General features: G+C 64.9%; 17 protein-coding genes and 2 tRNA genes. 13 read left to right on the top strand and 6 right to left on the bottom strand.

Annotation, left to right across the window (positions count from 1 at the left end):
* Positions 1–123: 123 nt before the first annotated feature.
* The gene (locus tag U1763_RS06135) at positions 124–342 is read right to left on the bottom strand and encodes a hypothetical protein (protein ID WP_332754536.1); all 219 of its coding nucleotides are present in this window, start codon (positions 340–342) and stop codon (positions 124–126) included.
* Positions 343–344: 2 nt separating this feature from the next.
* Entirely contained in the window at positions 345–500 is a 156-nt protein-coding gene (locus U1763_RS06130) for a hypothetical protein (RefSeq protein WP_332754535.1), read from the bottom strand.
* 109 nt (positions 501–609) lie between these two features.
* Here U1763_RS06130 and U1763_RS06125 point away from each other — a divergent pair.
* From U1763_RS06125 to clpX, 5 genes are all read left to right on the top strand, one after another.
* Positions 610–694: transfer RNA gene (locus U1763_RS06125), tRNA-Leu, on the top strand.
* Between the two features lie 68 nt (positions 695–762).
* A complete protein-coding gene (tig, locus tag U1763_RS06120; protein WP_332754534.1) occupies positions 763–2,418 on the top strand; it encodes a trigger factor in 1,656 nt (551 codons plus the stop codon).
* 212 nt (positions 2,419–2,630) lie between these two features.
* Positions 2,631–3,557 (top strand): glycosyltransferase family 2 protein, encoded by a 927-nt coding sequence (locus U1763_RS06115; protein WP_332754533.1) that lies wholly within the window; start codon positions 2,631–2,633, stop codon positions 3,555–3,557.
* A 117-nt stretch (positions 3,558–3,674) separates the two neighbouring features.
* Complete coding sequence (locus U1763_RS06110; RefSeq protein ID WP_056048165.1) at positions 3,675–4,364, top strand: ATP-dependent Clp protease proteolytic subunit; 690 nt, start codon at positions 3,675–3,677, stop codon at positions 4,362–4,364.
* A 123-nt stretch (positions 4,365–4,487) separates the two neighbouring features.
* Positions 4,488–5,753 carry an ATP-dependent Clp protease ATP-binding subunit ClpX gene (gene clpX, locus U1763_RS06105; RefSeq protein ID WP_056048170.1) on the top strand — a complete coding sequence of 422 codons (1,266 nt, stop codon included), beginning with the start codon at positions 4,488–4,490 and terminating at the stop codon, positions 5,751–5,753.
* Positions 5,754–6,182: 429 nt separating this feature from the next.
* Here the strand turns inward: clpX and U1763_RS06100 are convergent, their stop codons facing one another.
* Positions 6,183–6,635: a hypothetical protein gene (locus U1763_RS06100; RefSeq protein ID WP_332754532.1), complete on the bottom strand. Its 453-nt coding sequence runs from the start codon at positions 6,633–6,635 to the stop codon at positions 6,183–6,185.
* Positions 6,636–6,735: 100 nt separating this feature from the next.
* Between U1763_RS06100 and U1763_RS06095 the strand changes: the two genes are divergently transcribed.
* Positions 6,736–7,860, top strand: a complete 1,125-nt coding sequence (locus U1763_RS06095; RefSeq protein ID WP_332754531.1) for a calcium:cation antiporter — start codon at positions 6,736–6,738, stop codon at positions 7,858–7,860.
* Positions 7,861–7,862: 2 nt separating this feature from the next.
* On the opposite strand, the gene U1763_RS06090 is transcribed toward U1763_RS06095, so the two are convergent.
* From U1763_RS06090 to U1763_RS06080, 3 genes are all read right to left on the bottom strand, one after another.
* Positions 7,863–8,249 carry a c-type cytochrome gene (locus U1763_RS06090; protein ID WP_132741456.1) on the bottom strand — a complete coding sequence of 129 codons (387 nt, stop codon included), beginning with the start codon at positions 8,247–8,249 and terminating at the stop codon, positions 7,863–7,865.
* Entirely contained in the window at positions 8,246–8,500 is a 255-nt protein-coding gene (locus tag U1763_RS06085) for a hypothetical protein (protein WP_332754530.1), read from the bottom strand. The genes U1763_RS06090 and U1763_RS06085 overlap by 4 nt, the downstream gene beginning before the upstream one ends.
* A 95-nt stretch (positions 8,501–8,595) precedes the next feature.
* Entirely contained in the window at positions 8,596–10,320 is a 1,725-nt protein-coding gene (locus tag U1763_RS06080; RefSeq protein WP_332754529.1) for a M1 family metallopeptidase, read from the bottom strand.
* A 261-nt stretch (positions 10,321–10,581) separates the two neighbouring features.
* On the opposite strand from U1763_RS06080, the gene lon reads away from it, so the two are divergent.
* The 7 genes from lon to U1763_RS06045 all read left to right on the top strand — a co-directional run bounded on the left by lon (position 10,582) and on the right by U1763_RS06045 (position 18,820).
* Positions 10,582–12,975 carry an endopeptidase La gene (gene lon, locus U1763_RS06075; protein WP_332754528.1) on the top strand — a complete coding sequence of 798 codons (2,394 nt, stop codon included), beginning with the start codon at positions 10,582–10,584 and terminating at the stop codon, positions 12,973–12,975.
* 128 nt (positions 12,976–13,103) lie between these two features.
* Positions 13,104–13,376 (top strand): HU family DNA-binding protein, encoded by a 273-nt coding sequence (locus tag U1763_RS06070; protein ID WP_056048186.1) that lies wholly within the window; start codon positions 13,104–13,106, stop codon positions 13,374–13,376.
* Positions 13,377–13,585: 209 nt separating this feature from the next.
* A tRNA-Val gene (locus U1763_RS06065) sits at positions 13,586–13,660 on the top strand.
* Between the two features lie 283 nt (positions 13,661–13,943).
* Positions 13,944–14,582 carry a CerR family C-terminal domain-containing protein gene (locus U1763_RS06060; RefSeq protein ID WP_332754527.1) on the top strand — a complete coding sequence of 213 codons (639 nt, stop codon included), beginning with the start codon at positions 13,944–13,946 and terminating at the stop codon, positions 14,580–14,582.
* Positions 14,579–15,739, top strand: coding sequence for an HlyD family secretion protein (locus tag U1763_RS06055; RefSeq protein ID WP_332754526.1), 1,161 nt, complete (start codon positions 14,579–14,581; stop codon positions 15,737–15,739). The genes U1763_RS06060 and U1763_RS06055 overlap by 4 nt, the downstream gene beginning before the upstream one ends.
* 1 nt (position 15,740) lies before the next feature.
* Positions 15,741–17,357: a DHA2 family efflux MFS transporter permease subunit gene (locus U1763_RS06050; protein ID WP_332754525.1), complete on the top strand. Its 1,617-nt coding sequence runs from the start codon at positions 15,741–15,743 to the stop codon at positions 17,355–17,357.
* Positions 17,357–18,820, top strand: a complete 1,464-nt coding sequence (locus tag U1763_RS06045; RefSeq protein WP_332754524.1) for an efflux transporter outer membrane subunit — start codon at positions 17,357–17,359, stop codon at positions 18,818–18,820. The genes U1763_RS06050 and U1763_RS06045 overlap by 1 nt, the downstream gene beginning before the upstream one ends.
* Positions 18,821–19,033 lie beyond the last annotated feature (213 nt).

Below are 19,033 nucleotides of genomic sequence, written 5' to 3'. Positions count from 1 at the left end.
GAGCGCGATATAGAGGCTCTGGTGCTCGGCGAAGGTAGGGATCGTGGGGATTATCGGGTCCTGATTGGTGGGGATGGTATCGTATAGATAGCCATCCCCGCCTGTATGGTTGCTGACGCGAGCTTACTGCGCGTCGTTGTCCTGGTTCTTCACGACCCCGCCGGTACCACCGACGCCGTCGGGCATGCCGGTGTCCGTGAACGTCTCGGGCTCGTCGCCGCCTTCGCCACGCTCGACCGCGTCGGACCGCGACTCAACCGCCTGTTCGATATCGCTGCGGGTGTCCTCGTCACGGTCCTCGGGGAGCGTTTCGGGGTTCGTGCCGGAATGCGGATCGCTCATGCTCAAAACTCCGGCTGGACGGGTGCGGGATCGTTCGACGGCGTTCCCGGCGCGGGAAAGTCGACGTCCGGTGCGGGCGGATTGAACTCGGGCGGCGGCGCAGTGGGCTCGACCGGGGGCGTCGGGGTCGGGAATTCTGCCGGGGGTTGGGTAGCCATGATGTCTCTCCTTCTGGATGTTCAACGCCCGTAATCACCGGGAGTTGCCTATCTGCTTGCCCCCGCATGCATCGTTGGTATAGACGCGCCCGCTACGGCGATGTCCTGTGCGGGCGTGGCGGAACTGGTAGACGCGCTTGGTTTAGGTCCAAGTATCGCAAGATGTGGGGGTTCGAGTCCCTTCGCCCGCACCAGCCCGCCGCGCAGGCGAGGCGACCGCCCGAAGAATTATCCTGAATGCTCTTTTAGACAAAGGCCGGACATGCAGACTGTCGAGACGTTGAACGAGGGCCTCAAGCGCGCCTTTACGCTCACCATCACCGCGAAGGATATCGATGCCAAGGTCGATGTCGAGCTGAAGCGCCTCGCGCCGCAGATGAAAATGCCGGGCTTCCGTCCGGGCAAGGTGCCAGCGAACCTCATCCGCAAGATGCATGGCCCCGCGCTGACTCAGGACGCGGTCAACGCCGCGATCCAGGAGGGCGTCCAGACGCTCGTCGCCGAGAAGCAGCTTCGCCCCGCGATGCAGCCTTCGGTCGAGCTCGAGGACGGCTATGACATCGGCAAGGACGCCGTGGTCAAGGTCGAGATGGAGGTCCTCCCGCAGGTTCCCGCGCCTGCAATCGACGGCATCAAGCTCGAGCGCCTGACCGTGCCCGTCGCCGACGAGGCGGTCACCGAGCAGCTCCAGAAGTTCGCCGACCAGCAGAAGAAGTGGGACGACGCGGCCGACGATTACGTCGCCAAGATGGGCGATCTCGTCACCGTCGATTTCGTCGGCAAGACCGCGGACGGCGTTGCGTTCGACGGCGGCACCGGCACCGACATGGGCGTCGAGCTCGGTTCGGGTCGTCTCATTCCCGGCTTCGAGGATCAGCTCGTCGGCGTGAAGACCGGCGACGACAAGGTCCTGAACGTGACCTTCCCCGAGGAGTATCAGGAGAAGTCGCTCGCGGGGCAGCCGGCGACGTTCGACATCACCGTCAAGTCGGTGAAGACCGCGGGCGAGAGCAAGATCGACGAGGATCTGGCGAAGTCGCTGGGTCTCGAGAGCCTCGAGCAGCTCACGGGCCTGCTTAAGGGTCAGATCGAGCAGGAGCATAACGGTCTCACGCGTACGCACATGAAGCGCAAGCTGCTCGACCAGCTCGCCGAGGGGCACGACTTCGAAGTGCCGCCGTCGATGGTCGAGGCCGAGTTCAACCAGATCTGGTCGCAGCTCCAGCACGAAGCCACGCACGAGGCCGATCCCGAGGCTGCGATGGCCGAGATGGAAGGCGAGCGCGACGATTACCGCAAGATCGCCGAGCGTCGCGTGCGTCTGGGCCTGCTCCTGTCCGAAATCGGTCAGGCGAACGGCGTCGAGGTTTCGAACCAGGAAATGCAGCGTCTGCTCGCACAGGCCGCGCAGCAGTATCCGGCCGAGCAGCGCCAGCAGTTCATGCAGTACATCCAGCAGGAGCCGATGGCGGCCGCCCAGCTGCGTGCGCCGCTGTACGAGGACAAGGTCGTCGACTTCCTGTTCGAGAAGGCCGAGATTACCGACCGCGAAGCCACGCGTGAGGAGCTTGAGGCCGCGATCGAGAGCGAGGACGGTTTCGCGAGCGGCACGCACACGCATGATCACGACAATCACAAGCCGAAGAAGAAGGCCGCAGCCAAGAAGGCCAAGCCAGCTTCGGACGAGGCCGTGACCGAAGAGGCACCTGCCTCGGACGCAGCGGAAGACGCCAAGCCTGCGAAGAAGGCGCCTGCCAAGAAGAAGGCGGCTCCTGTCGAAGCAGAGACGGCCGTCACGGAATCGTCGCCGGTCGCTGCTGAGAACGCAGAGGGCACCGAAGCTGCCGACGCACCGGCGAAGAAGCCGGCCGCGAAGAAGACCGTTGCCAAGAAGGCTGCGACCAAGACCGAGGCGTAATGCCTTGCCGTCACTCCGAACCACTTTCGGGGTGACGGAGCGAATTAGTTGAGCCACCTCCCCGGCGGAGGCCGGGGCCCAATTGGAAAGGTAGCTGTAACGGGGTGCAAAGCTTCGTTATGGACCTTCCCCAATTGGGCCTCGGCCTCCGCCGGGGAAGTGCGTTTTGGACGATGCGGCCGGTGCATCGTTTTTGGTATTGAGGGCAGGGCATGACCGAACCGAGAATCGCCGTCCTCCTCCCCTGCTACAACGAGGACGCCGCGATCGCGCAGACGATCGCTGGCTTCCGCGCCGCGCTGCCCAGCGCCACCATCTATGTCTACGACAACAACAGTGCCGACCGCACGATCGAGGTCGCGCGTGCCGCGGGTGCGGTCGTCCGGACCGAGCGCATCCAGGGCAAGGGCGCGGTTGTCCGCCGCATGTTCGCCGACATCGACGCCGACATCTACGTCATGGCCGACGGCGACGCGACCTATGACGCTGCTTCCGCACCGAATCTGGTAAAGCGCGTGCTCGACGAGCAGCTCGACATGGTCGTCGGCTCGCGCATCAGCCAGGTCCAGGAAAGCTACCGTCGCGGTCACCGCTTCGGCAACGCGCTGCTCACCGGCATGCTCGCGCGTCTGTTCGGCCGCAGCTTCACCGACATTCTCTCAGGGTACCGCGTGTTCTCGCGCCGGTTCGTGAAGAGCTTCCCGTCGCTGTCCGCCGGGTTCGAGATCGAGACCGAGATCAGCGTCCACGCGCTCGAACTCAAGATGCCGATCGGCGAGGTCGAGACGCCCTATTACGCGCGCCCCGAAGGCTCCGAATCGAAGCTCAGCACGTACGGCGACGGCTGGCGCATCCTCCGCACGATCATGACGCTGTACCGCATCGAGCGGCCACTGTGGTTCTTCGGCGCGATCGGCAGCGTGTTCGGCCTGCTAGCGCTGACTCTCGGCATACCGCTGGTGCTGACGTACATCGAGATCCACCAGGTCCCACGCTTCCCGACCGCGATCCTGATCACCGGCCTCGGCATCTTCGCCGCGCTGAACGTCTTCACCGGCCTGATTCTAGACACGGTCGTAAGAGGCCGCCGCGAAGTCCGAAGGCTGGCTTATCTCGCCTACCCCGCCCCGGGAATCTAAACCCTCTCCCCGATGGGAGAGGGGAAAGCTGTCCCTGCTCACGGAGTTAAGCGGGGCTTGAACTCCCCTCTCGGACCGCCGATGTTAGCGGTTCACTGGGGCATAAGAGAGATTTCCATGCACAATCCGTTCGAGACCGGCGATTTCGCGAGCCCGTTGGCCAGCGCCGGGCTCGGCCTGCAGCAGACGCAAGCAGGCCTGGTTCCCATCGTCATCGAGCAGTCGAACCGCGGCGAGCGTTCGTTCGACATCTTCTCGCGCCTGCTCCGCGAGCGCATCATCTTCGTGACCGGCGGCGTCGAGGACGGCATGGCCTCGCTGATCACCGCGCAGCTGCTCTTCCTCGAGTCCGAGAACCCGAAGAAGGACATCTTCATGTACATCAACTCGCCGGGCGGCGTCGTCACGGCGGGCATGGCGATCCACGACACGATGCGGTACATCCGTCCGCGCGTCGGCACCGTCTGCATCGGTCAGGCCGCGTCGATGGGCAGCTTCCTGCTCGCCAGCGGTGAGCCCGGCATGCGCGTCGCGATGACCAACGCACGCATCATGATCCATCAGCCATCGGGTGGTGCACAGGGCATGGCCAGCGACATCGAGATTCAGGCCCGCGAGATCCTGCGCATCCGCAAGCGCATGAACGAACTGTATTCGCAGTATACCGGCCAGCCGATCGAAGAGATCGAGCGCCGGATGGACCGCGATACGTTCCTCGAAGCGAACGAGGCGAAGGATTTCGGGCTGATCGACGAGGTGTTCGACAAGCGTCCGGCGGTATCCGAGGATGCGCCGAAACCCGCTTGAACGAGACGGGCATGGGGTGAATCGTAAACCCCGCCGGTTTATTTGATTGTAGGAACTCCGGGGTGCGTTACGGTAGCGGCCCCGGAAACGGCACGTGCACCGACATGCGCGAGAGGTGATTGAATGACGAAGCTGAGCGGTGGCGACTCGAAGAGCACCCTCTATTGCTCGTTCTGCGGCAAGTCGCAGCATGAGGTGCGCAAGCTGATCGCGGGTCCAACCGTGTTCATCTGCGACGAGTGCGTCGAACTTTGCAACGACATCATCCGTGAGGAGACGAAGTCGGCGCTGGTGTCCAAGAAGGACGGCGGCGTGCCGACTCCGCAGGAGATCTGCGACGTCCTCGACGACTACGTGATCGGCCAGAAGCGCGCCAAGCGCGTCCTTTCGGTGGCGGTGCACAATCACTACAAGCGGCTCAACCACGGTGCCAAGGGCGCCGATGTCGAGCTGTCCAAGTCGAACATCCTGCTCGTGGGGCCGACCGGTTGCGGCAAGACTCTGCTCGCGCAGACGCTCGCCCGCATCCTCGACGTGCCGTTTACGATGGCCGATGCGACGACGCTGACAGAAGCTGGTTACGTCGGCGAGGATGTCGAGAACATCATCCTCAAGCTGCTCCAGGCATCCGACTACAATGTCGAGCGGGCACAGCGCGGGATCGTCTATATCGACGAGATCGACAAGATTTCGCGTAAAGCCGAGAACCCCTCGATCACGCGCGACGTGTCGGGCGAAGGCGTGCAGCAGGCGTTGCTCAAGCTGATGGAAGGCACGACGGCCTCGGTTCCTCCGCAAGGTGGGCGCAAGCATCCGCAGCAGGAATTCCTGCAGGTGGACACGACCAACATCCTGTTCATCTGCGGCGGTGCGTTCTCGGGTCTCGAGAAGATCATCGGCGATCGCCTTCAGGGCAAATCGATCGGCTTCGGCGCGTATGTTGCCGGGCCGGACGAGCGCAAGACCGGCGAGACGCTGAAGTCGGTCGAGCCTGAGGATCTGTTGAAGTTCGGGCTGATCCCCGAGTTCGTCGGCCGTCTGCCGGTGATCGCGACGCTCGAGGATCTCGATGTCGACGCGCTGGTGAAGATCCTCAAGGAGCCGAAGAACGCGCTGGTCAAGCAGTACCAGAAGCTGTTCGAGATGGAGGACGTCGCGCTCGGCTTTACCGACGATGCGCTGGTGTCGGTCGCCAAGAAGGGCATCGAACGCAAGACCGGTGCGCGCGGATTGCGCTCGATCCTGGAGAGCATCCTGCTCGACACGATGTTCGACCTGCCCGGCATGGACGGCGTCGACGAGGTGATGATCGACAAGGACGTGATCGAAGGCCGCAAGGAACCGATCCGCGTCTATGCGGAGAAGAAGAAGACCGGCGACGCTGCTTAAGCGCGGGGTTGGTCTGGGATAAGGAAAAGGGCGTCGAGCGATGGGCGCCCTTTTTCGTTTGAGGCAATAGCGCGCGATCCGCAGACGCCCCATCCGTTGGGGTGAAACTCGCTCATAAAAACCCGGCCCGTCATCCTGACGAAAGTCAGGACCCAGGGTACAAAGCGCAGGTCTTCGTGGCTCTGGATCCTGACTTTCGTCAGGATCCAGGGTGGCAGCAGCCCGGCGGAGATCACTCCGTTCCTCCCCTGCAAGGGGAGGTGGCGCGAAGCGACGGAGGGGTGATGGCCTATCGTGAGCGGGGCACCCCTCCGTCATCGCCCTGCGCTGCCACCTCCCCTTGCAGGGGAGGATTTCTCGATGGGCCTGATCGACCTCTCGGTCGTCACCCATCGTGAGGGGAACGGTGAGAGCGGCTCCGATGCTATCTTAAGAAGCCAAAAGCCGAACCCGCTCCAGATCCTTTGAGCGCCCGAACAGCCTGAGCATTCCGGCTAACTCCGCGCGCTCTGGTACGTAGACAGCGCACCCTTCGACGAGGACAGGCACGCGCGTCCGAGGCAGCACCTCCGTCCACCTAGTCGACGTCGCAACGTGGAACCCCGCCATTATCTCGACGACCAAGGGCGGCGTTTCCCACCGCCCTAGCAGGGTCGACCGAAAGAGCGAACTCGCGCCATTCTCGATCGGAGCGACCCCGAGCCCATCCATCAGTCGCCGGGCATCGCCCACGCTCATCAACAGATCGACATCGCCGACCTCGACCGGTCCGACACCGTGAAGCGCCACCGCCGCGCTCGCAATGACCCACCATGGGTCCTGCGCTCCCGCCAACGCGTCGGCGGTCATGACGAGCGTCTGGCGAAGATCGGCGGACAGCATCGCTGCAACCTACCCGATCCTCACCGCCCCGCAATCGCCCCGACTCGGACCCTTATCGGCCCTCGCGCATTCGTTGACCAAGTGGAACGAGGGAGCATGCATGACGATCGAAGTGGCCGACCGACCCAACGAGCACGTAGTTGAGACGATGCCGGACCGCCTGGCACTGCCGATCTGGACGCTGATCGCGCCGGGCCTAGGCCTCGTCGCCGTCCTCGTCGGTCTCGCCAAGATGGGCACGCTCGGCACCGCCGCCGCCGTGATCGTGCTGATCGGCAGCGTGCTCGCCGCGGTCCACCACGCCGAAGTGATCGCGCACAAGGTCGGCGAGCCATTCGGGACGCTCGTCCTCGCGATCGCGGTCACCGTGATCGAGGTGTCGCTGATCGTTTCTCTGATGCTCTCCAACGCCGGCGACGCCACCACGCTCGCGCGCGACACGGTGTTCGCGGCGATCATGATCATCCTCAATTTCATCATCGGCATCTGCCTGCTCGCGGGGGCGGTGCGGCATCATGAGCAGCGCTTTACGCTGAAGGGCATGACCGCGGCGCTCGGCGTGCTGGCGGCGATGGCGGTGCTGTCGCTGATCCTGCCCAACTATACGTCGTCGACCTCGGGACCCACCTACGCGGCGTCGCAGTTGATGTTCGTCGCAGTGGTATCGCTGATCCTCTACGGGACGTTCGTGCTTGTGCAGACGGTGCGCCACCGCGATTATTTCCTGCCGTCGACCGACGACAAGGACGATCACGCTGCGCCGCCATCGGGTCGCGCGACGGGCATCGCCTTCGCAGCATTGCTGGTGGCGCTGGTCTCAGTGGTGTTGCTCGCCAAGACGCTGTCGCCGACGATCGAGGCTGCTGTGATAGGCGCGGGCCTGCCGCTGACCGTGGTCGGTGTCGTGATCGCCGCGCTGGTGCTCGCACCGGAGAGCTTGGCCGCTTACAAATCCGCACGACGCAACCGGTTGCAGACCAGCCTCAACCTCGCGCTCGGCTCCGCGCTGGCGACGATCGGGCTGACGATTCCGAGCGTGGCGATCGTGTCGCTGGTCCTCGACCTGCCGATCGCGCTTGGCATCGATGCGAAGAGCATGACGCTGCTCGCACTGTCGCTGTTCGTGGCGACGCTCTCGCTCGGCACTGGGCGGACGACGGTGTTGCAGGGTGTCGTCCACCTCGTGATCTTCGCAGCCTACCTGTTCACGACGGTCGTGCCGTAAACTCAGGGGCCTTGCGTCGATAGGTAGGCGATGACGTCGGCGCGGTCCTTGGGGTCGGGAAGGCCTGCGAACGCCATCGTCGTGCCGGGCACCATCTTGCGCGGGTTGGTGAGCCAGGCGTCCATGCGCTTTGCATCCCAGTTGCCGCCGAGTGCTTTCAGCCCGGCGGTATAGGAGAAGCGCGGGCGCCGCTCGCCGATCGGGTTGCCCATGACCGCGTAGAGGTTCGGCCCATCGGTATCGCCCGCATATTGCCCGATCGTGTGGCAGGCAGTGCAGCGACGGAAGACGCGTTCGCCGCTGGCGATCTGGCTGGTCGTGCCGGCGTCGGGGCTCGAACCGCAGCCGGCTAGCGCCAGTGCCAGCAGGGGCCACCGCGGCAGGGTCATCGCTTCTGGCGTGCAGCCAAGGCAAGACCGGCGGCGATCTGCACGACGGCGTAGAGGCGGCGGCGGCCGGGCTTGTCGACGAAGGGCCTCACAAGTTTCTCGGTGCCAAGCGCGTCGTCCTTCCAGAGATCGACGTGGCGGCGGGGTTGGAGGAAACCGATCAACCCGTCGCCAACCATGAAGATCGCCGCCATCTCCGCCGCGCGCGATCCCCAGATGTTCTCCTGCGCACGCAGGAGTCCAGGAGTCACGGGCGTCGTCTCTTGGGACCCTGGGCCCCCGCCTTCGCGGGGGAACGGCGGAAAGGTCATTGGGGCGTGACGTCCGCGGCGGAACGGTGGAGAGGTCATTGGGCCTTGGCCTTCGCAGCTTGCGCGGCTTTCCAGGCGGCCACGTCTTCCAGTGCCACACTACGCCGCAGGACCAGAGCGTCCGGGTCGATCACGACATGCGCGCCCGCCGGGACCGACACGCTCGCCTTCCCCCCAGTCATCGGCAAGGTCCGCGTCTTGCCGTCGATCTGCACCTGCACCGGCAGCGGGAAGGGGCCATTACCCGGCACCTTCCAGGCCAAAGCCAGCGTATTTCCCGTCCGCGTCTCGACCAGTTCAGGCAAAGCCGCCTGCCGAAGATACACGTCGAAGAACCACGCATAGTCCTTCCCCGTCACCTTTCGGACGAGCGCCTCATATTCCTTCGTCGACCCGAACCGCGGCGCGAAATTCCCCGGCTTGGGATCCGCGCGCCCATACACCGCAAGCCGTGTCACATCGAAGAACGCCTTGTCGCCGATCAGCCCGCGCAGCGTGTGGAGCATCCACGAGCCCTTGTAATAGATGTCCTGCCCCGCGCCGCCCTTGTCGAGTTCGTACACCTCCTCCTCGGTAGTGACGCGCTGCTGCGTGATCGGCTTCCGGTTCATGATCGAGGTGCGTTCGCCCTGCATCATCGCCGCATAGCGCGCACGGCCCTCGCGCCACTGGCCATAGAGCGGCTGCATGTACGTGCCATACCCCTCATGCAGCCAGTAATCGTCCCAGTTCGCCGCGGTCAGCTGGTTGCCGAACCACTCGTGTGCGAATTCGTGCTGGAACAGCCAGTCGAACCCCTCCGGCGCCTTCTCGTAGCCGTTGCCGTAGGCGTTGATCGTCTGGTGCTCCATGCCCTTGTGCGGGGTCTCGACCACGCCGACCTTCTCGTCGCCGAACGGGTAGGGGCCGATCATGCTTTCGAAGAAATCGAGCGTCGGCGCGAACTCGGCGAACAGTTTTTCCGCCTGCGGTTTCTCCCCCGGCAAATACCAGTAATACATCGGAATGCTGTTGCCGAAGCGGCTCTTGTACGTGCCGCTGATCTCCTCGTACGGGCCGACGTTCAGCGCGATACCGTAGGTGTTGGGATGCTTGGCGCGCCAGTTCCAGGTCGTACGTCCATCCGCCAGCGTATCGACGCCCAGCAGCACGCCGTTCGATGGCGCTTTCAGCCCCTTCGGCACGGTGATGTGCAGCGTCACCAGCGCAGGCTCGCCGGTCGGGAAATCGAGGCATGGCCAGAACAGGTCGCAGCCATAGCCCTCCGCGGTCGTCGCGAACCAGGTCCGGCCATCGGGCGTCTTCGACCAGACCATCCCGTCGTCCCAAGGCGCCTTCACCGCGATGTGCGGCGTGCCGCCATAGGTGATCTTCGCGGTGACCTTCTGGCCTGCCGCAACGGGTTTCGGCAGCGTGATCGTCAACCGGCCCTCCGGATTGGTCCACGCGGAAGCCGGCAGCGCGACGCCGTCGATCGTGATCGCGCTCACCGGCAGGTTACGGTCGAGGTCGATCGGCAAGCGGGTGAGGGGGGCCTTCGCTGTGAAGACCAACGTTGCCACGCCGTTCAGGCTCTCGGTCTCGGGCAACACCTCGAACGCAAGGTCCGCGCTGTCGAACTGGAGTGCGGTCTGCTCGGGTGTCAGTACGCCCCCGGACCGCTGGGTTTGCGCGGTGATCGCGGGTTCGCCCTTCTTCGGCAGTGGGGCGGCGGCAAGGAGCGCGGTGGCGCTGGCGGCGAGAAGAAAACGCAAGATCATGTCGCGTTCTCGCGCGGCAGTTAGGGCGACACAAGCCCCCTACGTCATGCCGGGCTCGTTCCGGCATCCATCGTTCCGCACACCCGAGAGACGTGAGGTTGCGGCACCGTGGACCCCGGAACGAGCCCGGGGTGACGGAGCGGGTGAGGCCGATCCGTGCCCTACAAATACCGATCCAACCCCCAACCAATTGATGGACGCTTCATCCTCACCATATAAGCTACAGACTATGCCCCCATGCAGGCACCCACCGGAGCGTTCATGACCCAGTACCCCGTCCTTCCCCTTCGCGACATCGTCGTGTTCCCACACATGATCGTGCCGCTGTTCGTCGGCCGCGATAAGTCCGTTGCCGCGCTCGAAGCGGCGATGGCGGCGGACAAGGAGATCTATCTCGTCGCGCAGGTCGATCCCGCAGAGGACGATCCCGCGCGCGACGACCTGTACTCGATGGGCGTCACCGCGACCGTGTTGCAGCTCCTGAAACTCCCCGACGGCACCGTCCGCGTGCTGGTCGAGGGCAAGCAGCGCGCGACGCTGGAGACGCTGGACGAGAGCGGCGATTTCCTGACTGCGACGGTCGAGACGGTCGCCGATGCCGAGGTCGAGGGCGCCGAGGTCACCGCACTGATGCGCTCGGTGGTCGATCAGTTCGAGAACTACGCCAAGCTCAACCGCAAGCTCGCCTCCGAGACTGCGGTCCAGATGTCGGAGATCGAGGACGCGTCGAAGCTGTCCGACGCGGTCGTCGCCAACATCGCGATCAAGGTCGCCGAGAAGCAGGCGATGCTGATCGAGACCAACCCGTCGAAGCGTCTTGAAATGGCGATGGTGGCCATGGAGGGCGAACTGGGCGTCCTGCAGGTCGAGAAGAAGATCAAGAGCCGCGTCAAGCGCCAGATGGAGAAGACGCAGCGCGAATATTACCTCAACGAACAGCTGAAGGCGATCCAGCGCGAGCTCGGCAACGAGGGCGATGAAGGCGAAGGCGACGAGATCGCCGAGCTGACGCAGAAGATTGCGACGCTCAAGATGAGCAAGGAAGCGCGCGGCAAGGCGACCGCCGAACTGAAGAAGCTCAAGACGATGGCGCCGATGAGCGCCGAGGCGACCGTCGTGCGCAATTATCTCGACGTGCTGCTCGGGCTCCCCTGGGGCAAGAAGTCGAAGATCAAGAAGGACATCGCCGCCGCGCAGGTGACGCTGGACGAGGATCATTACGCGCTGGAGAAGGTCAAGGACCGGATCGTCGAGTATCTCGCCGTGCAGGCGCGCACCAACAAGCTGAAGGGGCCGATCCTGTGTCTCGTCGGTCCTCCGGGTGTCGGCAAGACCTCGCTCGGCAAGTCGATCGCCAAGGCAACGGGCCGCGAATTCATCCGCCAGTCGCTTGGCGGCGTGCGCGACGAAGCCGAAATCCGCGGGCATCGCCGCACCTATATCGGCTCGCTGCCGGGCAAGATCGTGACGAACCTCAAAAAGGCCGGCACGTCGAACCCGCTGTTCCTGCTCGACGAGATCGACAAGCTTGGCCAGGATTTCCGCGGCGACCCCGCCTCGGCGCTGCTCGAGGTGCTCGACCCGGAGCAGAACGGCAAGTTCCAGGATCATTATCTGGAAGTCGATATCGACCTTTCGGACGTGATGTTCGTCTGCACCGCCAACTCGCTCAACCTGCCGCAGGCGCTGCTCGACCGCATGGAGATCATCCGTCTGGAGGGTTATACCGAGGATGAGAAGGTCGAGATCGCCGAGCGCCATCTTGTCGAGAAGCAGATCGAGGCACACGGCCTGAAGCCGGGTGAGTTCACGCTGACGCAGGAAGGGCTTCGTACGCTCATCCAGCAATACACGCGCGAGGCCGGCGTGCGTACGCTCGAGCGCGAGATCGCCAAGCTGTGCCGCAAGGCGCTGCGCCAGATCCTCGAGAACAAGACGACCAGCGTCACGATCACGCCTGAGAACATAGGTGAATATGCCGGCGTGCAGAAGTATCGCCACGGGTTGGGCGAAACCGAGAACCAGATCGGTGCGGTCACCGGGCTCGCCTGGACCGAGGTCGGCGGCGAGCTGCTGACGATCGAGAGCGTGACGGTCGCGGGCAAGGGCCAGGCCAAGCTCACCGGTACGCTCGGCGACGTGATGAAGGAGTCGATCGAGACCGCGTTCAGCTATGTGAAGGCCCGCGCGCCCAGCTACGGGATCAAGCCGAGCCTGTTCGCGCGGAAGGATATCCACATCCATCTGCCCGAGGGTGCGGTGCCGAAGGACGGTCCGTCCGCAGGCATCGGCATGGTCACGTCGATCGTCTCGACGCTGACCGGCGTGCCGATCCGACGCGAGGTTGCGATGACTGGCGAGGTTACGCTGCGCGGCCGCGTGCTGCCGATCGGTGGCCTCAAGGAGAAGCTGCTCGCGGCGTTGCGCGGGGGCATCGAGACGGTGCTGATCCCGGCTGAGAACGAAAAGGACCTCGCGGAGATCCCGGCGAACATCAAGGCGGGGCTGAAGATCATCCCCGTTTCGCATGTCGACGAGGTGCTGCGTCTGGCGCTGACCGAGCCGCTCGAAGCGATCGAGTGGACCGACGCGGACGAGCTGGCGGCGCTGCCGCCGGCACCGATCGCGCCGGTCGGGGGTGGCCTTCACCACTGATCCATGTTTGGATCGTACGCGATGACGCGGCGGTTTCGTTTGACAGCAGACGGAGCCGCCGCATTATTGCGCGCTGAGCGCGGTCGCGAGTCCATCGCGGCTGATTCGAGTTTTTTCCGGGGGATTATATGAACAAGCAGGAGCTGATCGCGACGGTTGCCGACACGTCCGGGCTGGTCAAGGCCGACGCGGTCAAGGCCGTCGAGGCGGTGTTCGACGCTATCGAGGCATCGTTGAAGAAGGGCGACGAGGTTCGCCTGGTCGGTTTCGGAACGTTCTCGATCTCGAAGCGCAAGGCGTCGACCGGCCGCAACCCCCGCACCGGCGAGCCGATGACGATCAAGGCCTCGACGCAGCCCAAGTTCAAGGCCGGTAAGGGCCTGAAGGACGCGGTAAACTAACAAGCTCTCGATCCTCCCCCGCCAGGGGGAGGTGGCTGGCCCTTGCCAGACGGAGGGGGAGGTTAGAGACGACCTCTGCTCCGTGCCCTCCCCCCTCCGTCGCCTTCGGCGCCACCTCCCCCTTGCGGGGGAGGATCGAAGGGAGCGCCATCGAAAGGGCTGGACAGGTGGACGGGGTCTGCCTAAAGGCCCGCTTCCGAACGAGTTTCGGGCGCGTAGCTCAGTGGTAGAGCACACCCTTCACACGGGTGGGGTCGCTGGTTCAATCCCAGCCGCGCCCACCAGATTTACGCCGGTTCCTTCGCACGAAGGGGCCGGCGTTGCTGTTTCTGGCGTGCGTCGGTGGCATCGTGATCGCGTCGCAGGCATAATTAAGCCTCTTCCGTCATCCTGACGAAAGTCAGGACCCAGAGCCATGCAGTGCGACGCCCGTTACCCTGGGTCCTGACTTTCGTCAGGATGACGGGGCGGGCGCGGAAAGTCGGCGCGAAACGACGCCCGTCCCCTCCGCACAACATGACGCTTTGTTCATTAGGCTGGTTCGTTCGATCGAACTAAACGCCGCCCGTGGTTCAGTCCCGACTCCTAGACATCGCGATCAGCGAATTCGGTACCAAAGGGCTCGAGGGGGCCAGCACGCGCGGGATCGCCGCTGCGGCTGGCACCGCGATGTCGTCGATCACCTATCACTACGGCGGCAAGGAGGGCTTGTACCTCGCCGCCGCCGACCGGATCGCCGAGCGCATGTCCGCGGTGATGGGCGACCCGTCCGAACTGTCGCAGGATCTCGCGGCGGACGACGCCAGCGAGGCCCGCGCCCAGATCCACCGCATCTTCGGCCGACTCGCCGACAAGATGGCCAGCAACGAAAGCGCCGACTGGACGCTGTTCGTACTGCGCGAGCAGATGAAGCCGGGCGAGGCGTTCGAGCGCATCTATGGCGGCGTGATGGGCCAGATGGTGCGCAGGCTCGCCGACCTTGTCTGCATCGCCACCGGCTGTGCCGAGATCCGTACCGGCAGGATCGCGACGATCACCTTGATGGGGCAGGTACTGACGTTGCGCGCAAGCCGCGCGACCTGCCTCAAACTGCTCGAGCGCGACACGCTCGAGCCCTCCGACATCGACGATATCAAGGCGCGGATCGACGCCAATATCGACGCCATTCTCGATTCGATGCGTGCTGAAGAACAGGGCCAGGCATGACCGACCAGACGAACCACTCCGAAAACGACCACGACGAGGATCGCAAGGACGATCCCAAGGGCGAGGATCAGCAGTCCGACACCGAACAGCAGGACGAGTCCGACGACGACAAGAAGCCGTCGGTGTTCAAGAAGCCGCTGTTCTGGATCATCCTCGTCATTGTCGTCGGCGGGCTGATCATCGGCGGCGTGCTCTACTGGCTCCACGCGCGGCAATTCGAATCGACCGACGATGCGTTCGTCGACACGCATATCGTCCGCCTCGCGCCACAGGTCGCCGGCACGCTGGTGCAGGTCGCGGACATCGACAACCGTCATGTCGAAGCCGGGCGCCTGCTCGCGGTGATCAAGGCGTCGGGTCGCGACGCGCAGGTCGCCGAGGCGCAGGCGAACGAATCGCAGGCGCGCGCGCAATATGCTCAGGCGCAGGCGCAGGTCACCGCCGCCGAGGCGCAACGCCAGCAGGCCGCCGCACAGGCGCGCGTGCCGATGGCCGCCGCGGTGAAGGCGCAGCAGGATCTCGCGCGCTACGAGGCGTTGCTCCGGCTCGACCCGAACGCGGTCGCAGGGCAACAGCTCGATCAGGCGCGCTCGACCGCGCGCCAGACCGCTGCCGATGCCGCCGCCGCGCGCGAGCAGATCGACACCGCCGCGGCGCAGATTGCGGTCGCGCGGAAGCAGGTCGGTGCCGCCAGGTCGGTGATCGACGCCAAGCGTGCGCTGGTCGATCAGGCCAATGTCAGCATCAGCGATCTCCGCCTGACCGCGCCGGTCGCGGGGCAGGTGGTCAACCGCTCGGTCAATATCGGCTCGTATGTCGCGCCCGGCACGCAGCTGATGGCGATCGTCCCCGACCAGATGTGGGTGACGGCGAACTTCAAGGAAACGCAGCTCACGCTGATGAAGATCGGCCAGCCCGTCGACATCCATGTCGACGCGTATCCCGGCGTCGATTTCAAGGGCCATGTCGACTCGATCCAGCGCGGCGCCGGCCAGGCGTTCGCCTTGCTGCCCCCGCAGAACGCGACCGGCAACTATGTGAAGGTGGTCCAGCGCGTCCCCGTGCGGATCGTGTTCGACGCGAAGAACGGTCCCGATCCGAAGCGCTATCCGATCGGCCCCGGCATGTCGGTGGTGCCGACCGTCAAGGTCCGCTGAGGTGGCGAAAGCTCCCGCGAAAGCCGATGCGGGCGGCGGCCATGTCTGGTCGCCAAGCCGGTCGGCGGCGGGCAAGTACAGCCCGTGGCTGATCGTCGCGATCATCTCGATCCCGACCTTCATGGAGGTGCTCGACACCTCGATCGCGAACGTCGCGCTCGATCATATCTCGGGCGGGCTGTCGATCACCACCGATCAGGCGACCTGGGTTCTGACCAGCTATCTCGTCGCCAACGCGATCGTCATCCCGATCTCGGGCTGGCTCAGCGACGCGATCGGCCGAAAGCGCTATTTCCTCCTGTCGATTGCCCTGTTCACGCTTGCCTCGCTGATGTGCGGCCTTGCGCCCAATATCGCTACGCTCGTCGTCGCCCGCGTGCTTCAGGGCATCGGCGGAGGCGGATTGGCGCCGGTCGAACAGTCGATCCTCGCCGATACCTTCCCGCCGAAACAACGCGGGATGGCGTTCGCCGCCTTCGCGATCGTCGTCGTCGTCGGGCCGGTACTCGGGCCGACGCTCGGCGGCTACATCGTCGAATATTCGAGCTGGCACTGGGTGTTCCTGATCAACGTGCCGGTCGGCATCGCCGCGTGGTTCCTGGTCGAGACGTTCGTCGACGAGCCCGACCAGGTGAAGAAGGATCGTGACGAGCGCTTCAAGAACGGCCTGACGATCGACTATGTCGGCGTAGCGCTGGTCGCGCTTGGGCTCGGCTTCCTCGAACTCACCTTCGATCGCGGCGAGCGCGAGGATTGGTTTTCGAGCGGGTTCATCGTCATGTCGGCGATCATCGCCGCGGTATCCTTGGTCACGCTCGTTATCTGGGAGCTGAACCACAAGGACCCGGTGATCGACCTCAAGCTGCTGAAGAACCGCAACTTCGCGCTGACGATCGGCGTGATGGGCGTCACCGGCATGATCCTGTTCGGCACCACGCAGCTCATTCCGCAAATGCTGCAACAGGTGCTCGGCTACAGCTCGCTCGATGCAGGGCTCGCGCTGACCGCCGGCGGTCTCGCGACGCTCGTCATGGTGCCGTTCGCGGGCCGGCTTAGCGGGCTGGTCGATGTCCGCTTCCTGCTGTTCCCGGCGTTGCTGGTGCAGGCGTTCGCGCTGTGGAACATGAGCCATCTGACCGCCGACATCGCGTTCTCCGATGCGGCGTTCGCGCGGCTGTTCCAGGCGATGGCGCTGCCGTTCCTGTTCGTGCCGATCAACGCGATTGCCTATGTCGGGCTCAAGCAGACGCAGACCGCGCAGGCATCGAGCCTGCTCAACGTCTCGCGCAATCTTGGCGGCACGATCGGCATCTGCTTCGCGCAGACTCAGCTCGCGGGCGGATTGCAGCGGCACCAGTCGGAACTGACCCAGACGCTCAACCCGCTCGATCCGAACTACAACGACTGGATGCAGAAGGCGACGAGCGTGTTCGGCGGGCAGGGCGACGCAACGACGCCTCTGGCCGTTCTCTACAGCCAGATGCAGCGGCAGGCGACGATGCTCGCGTTCCTCGACGTGTTCCGCGCGATGATGGTGGTCGTGCTGGTCGTCGCGCCACTGGTTCTATTCATGCGCTCCGGCAAGACCGGCGGCGCCCCCTCGGGAGGGATGCATTGATGCGTGCGCGGTTCATGGTGGTTGCGGTTGCGGCCCTGCTCGCGGGGTGCACCGTCGGCCCGAATTACGTCGCGCCTGAGATGGCAGTGCCGCCGGCGTTCGTCGGCCCGCAGGCCACAGTTGGGACGACGGTCGATCCGGCGCGCTGGTGGTCCGCGTTCGGCGATCCGCAACTCGACGGCCTCGTCGAGCGCGCGCTGAAGGGCAATCCCGACATCGCCATCGCCGCCTCGCGCGTGCGCCAGGCGCGGTTGCAGGAGATCGTCGCACGCTCGCAGGGGTTGCCGAGCGTCAACGCCAGCGCCAGCCCGAGCCATATCGAGTTCAGCAAGAATGCCGGCCTTTCGTCGATCGCACGCGCGTTCAGCGGCGGTACGGGGGCAGGGGGCACCGGCTCGACCGGCGGCATCGCTCTCCCCGGCAGCGGGATTACGACGTACTCGGTGGGCTTCGACGCAAGCTGGGAGCTCGACCTGTTCGGTGGCGTCCGGCGTAGCACCGAAGGCGCGCGGGCCCGCACCGAAGCGGCGGTCTGGTCGAAGCGCGACGCGGCGGTGACTCTCGCGGCGGAAGTCGCGCAGGCGTATTTCGCGCTCCGGCTCGACCAGGCGCAGCTCGCGACGATCGAGGGCGAGATCGCCAATCAACAACGCGCGCTGACGATCGCGGGCAACATCGCTAAGGTCGGCCTCGTTCCGCCGATCGACGTCACCCGCCAGCGTGCTTCGATCACCTCGACGCAGGCGCGCGCCGAACCGGTCCGCGCCGATGTCGATGTCCGCATGCACGCGCTCGCGATCCTGTTGGGCGAGCCACCCGCGACGCTGATGACCGAACTCGCGGCACCGTCGGTCGCTCCGCTCGGCGTACCGACGATCCCGGCGGGCCTGCCCTCCGAGCTGTTGCGGCGGCGTCCTGACATCCGCGCGGCCGAACGCGATCTAGCTGCCTCGACCGCGGATATCGGTGTCGCGGTGGCGGACATGTATCCGAAGTTCAGCCTCACCGGCATGAGCCAGCTAATCTCGACCGCGCTCGGCAATCTGTTCTCCGGCGACAGTCTCCAGCTGACCGCGAGTGGCGCGGCGCAGTTCCCGCTGCTCGACTGGGGCCGGCGCAAGTCGACCGTGAAGTCGCGCGAGGAGGACCGTGAGCAGGCGTATCTCCGCTATCGCTCGACCGTGTTGCAGGCGTTGCGCGACGTCGAGGACCCATTGGCGCAGATCGCCGCCGAGCGGCGTCGGAATGCGGCGTTGCAACGGGCGATCGTCGATGCACAGAGCAGTGCGAAGGCGGCGGAGTCGCAGTACCGGACCGGGTTCGTGGCGCAGAATACGCTGCTGGATGCGCAGACCGACGTGCTGGCCGCCCGGGAGCAGCTGGTGGCTAGCGACGCGCAGTTGCGGCAGCTGACGGTGGCGTTGTTCAAGGCGCTCGGTGGCGGGTGGGAGCAGGCGGAGTAGCGCCACCGTCTGGGTGCATGCTGCGATCCCCGGATTAAATTATCGTCACGTCGATTCCGACATATCGCTGCAACATATCGGGACGAAAGGGTGTGTGTCGCCGCTCCCTCTCCCCCTGTGGACGGCGACTTGACCGGGTCTCCCCTGTCCCGGTCTTCTCCCTGAACTACGGGGCGATCGTAACGATCGCCCCGCCTTTTTGCGTTCAGGGAC

Origin of the sequence: Sphingomonas sorbitolis, from assembly GCF_036663875.1 — a bacterium.
GTDB lineage: Bacteria > Pseudomonadota > Alphaproteobacteria > Sphingomonadales > Sphingomonadaceae > Sphingomonas.
The sequence above is the reverse complement of the archived record's forward strand: the minus strand, read 5'-3'. Positions and strand labels throughout refer to the sequence as shown.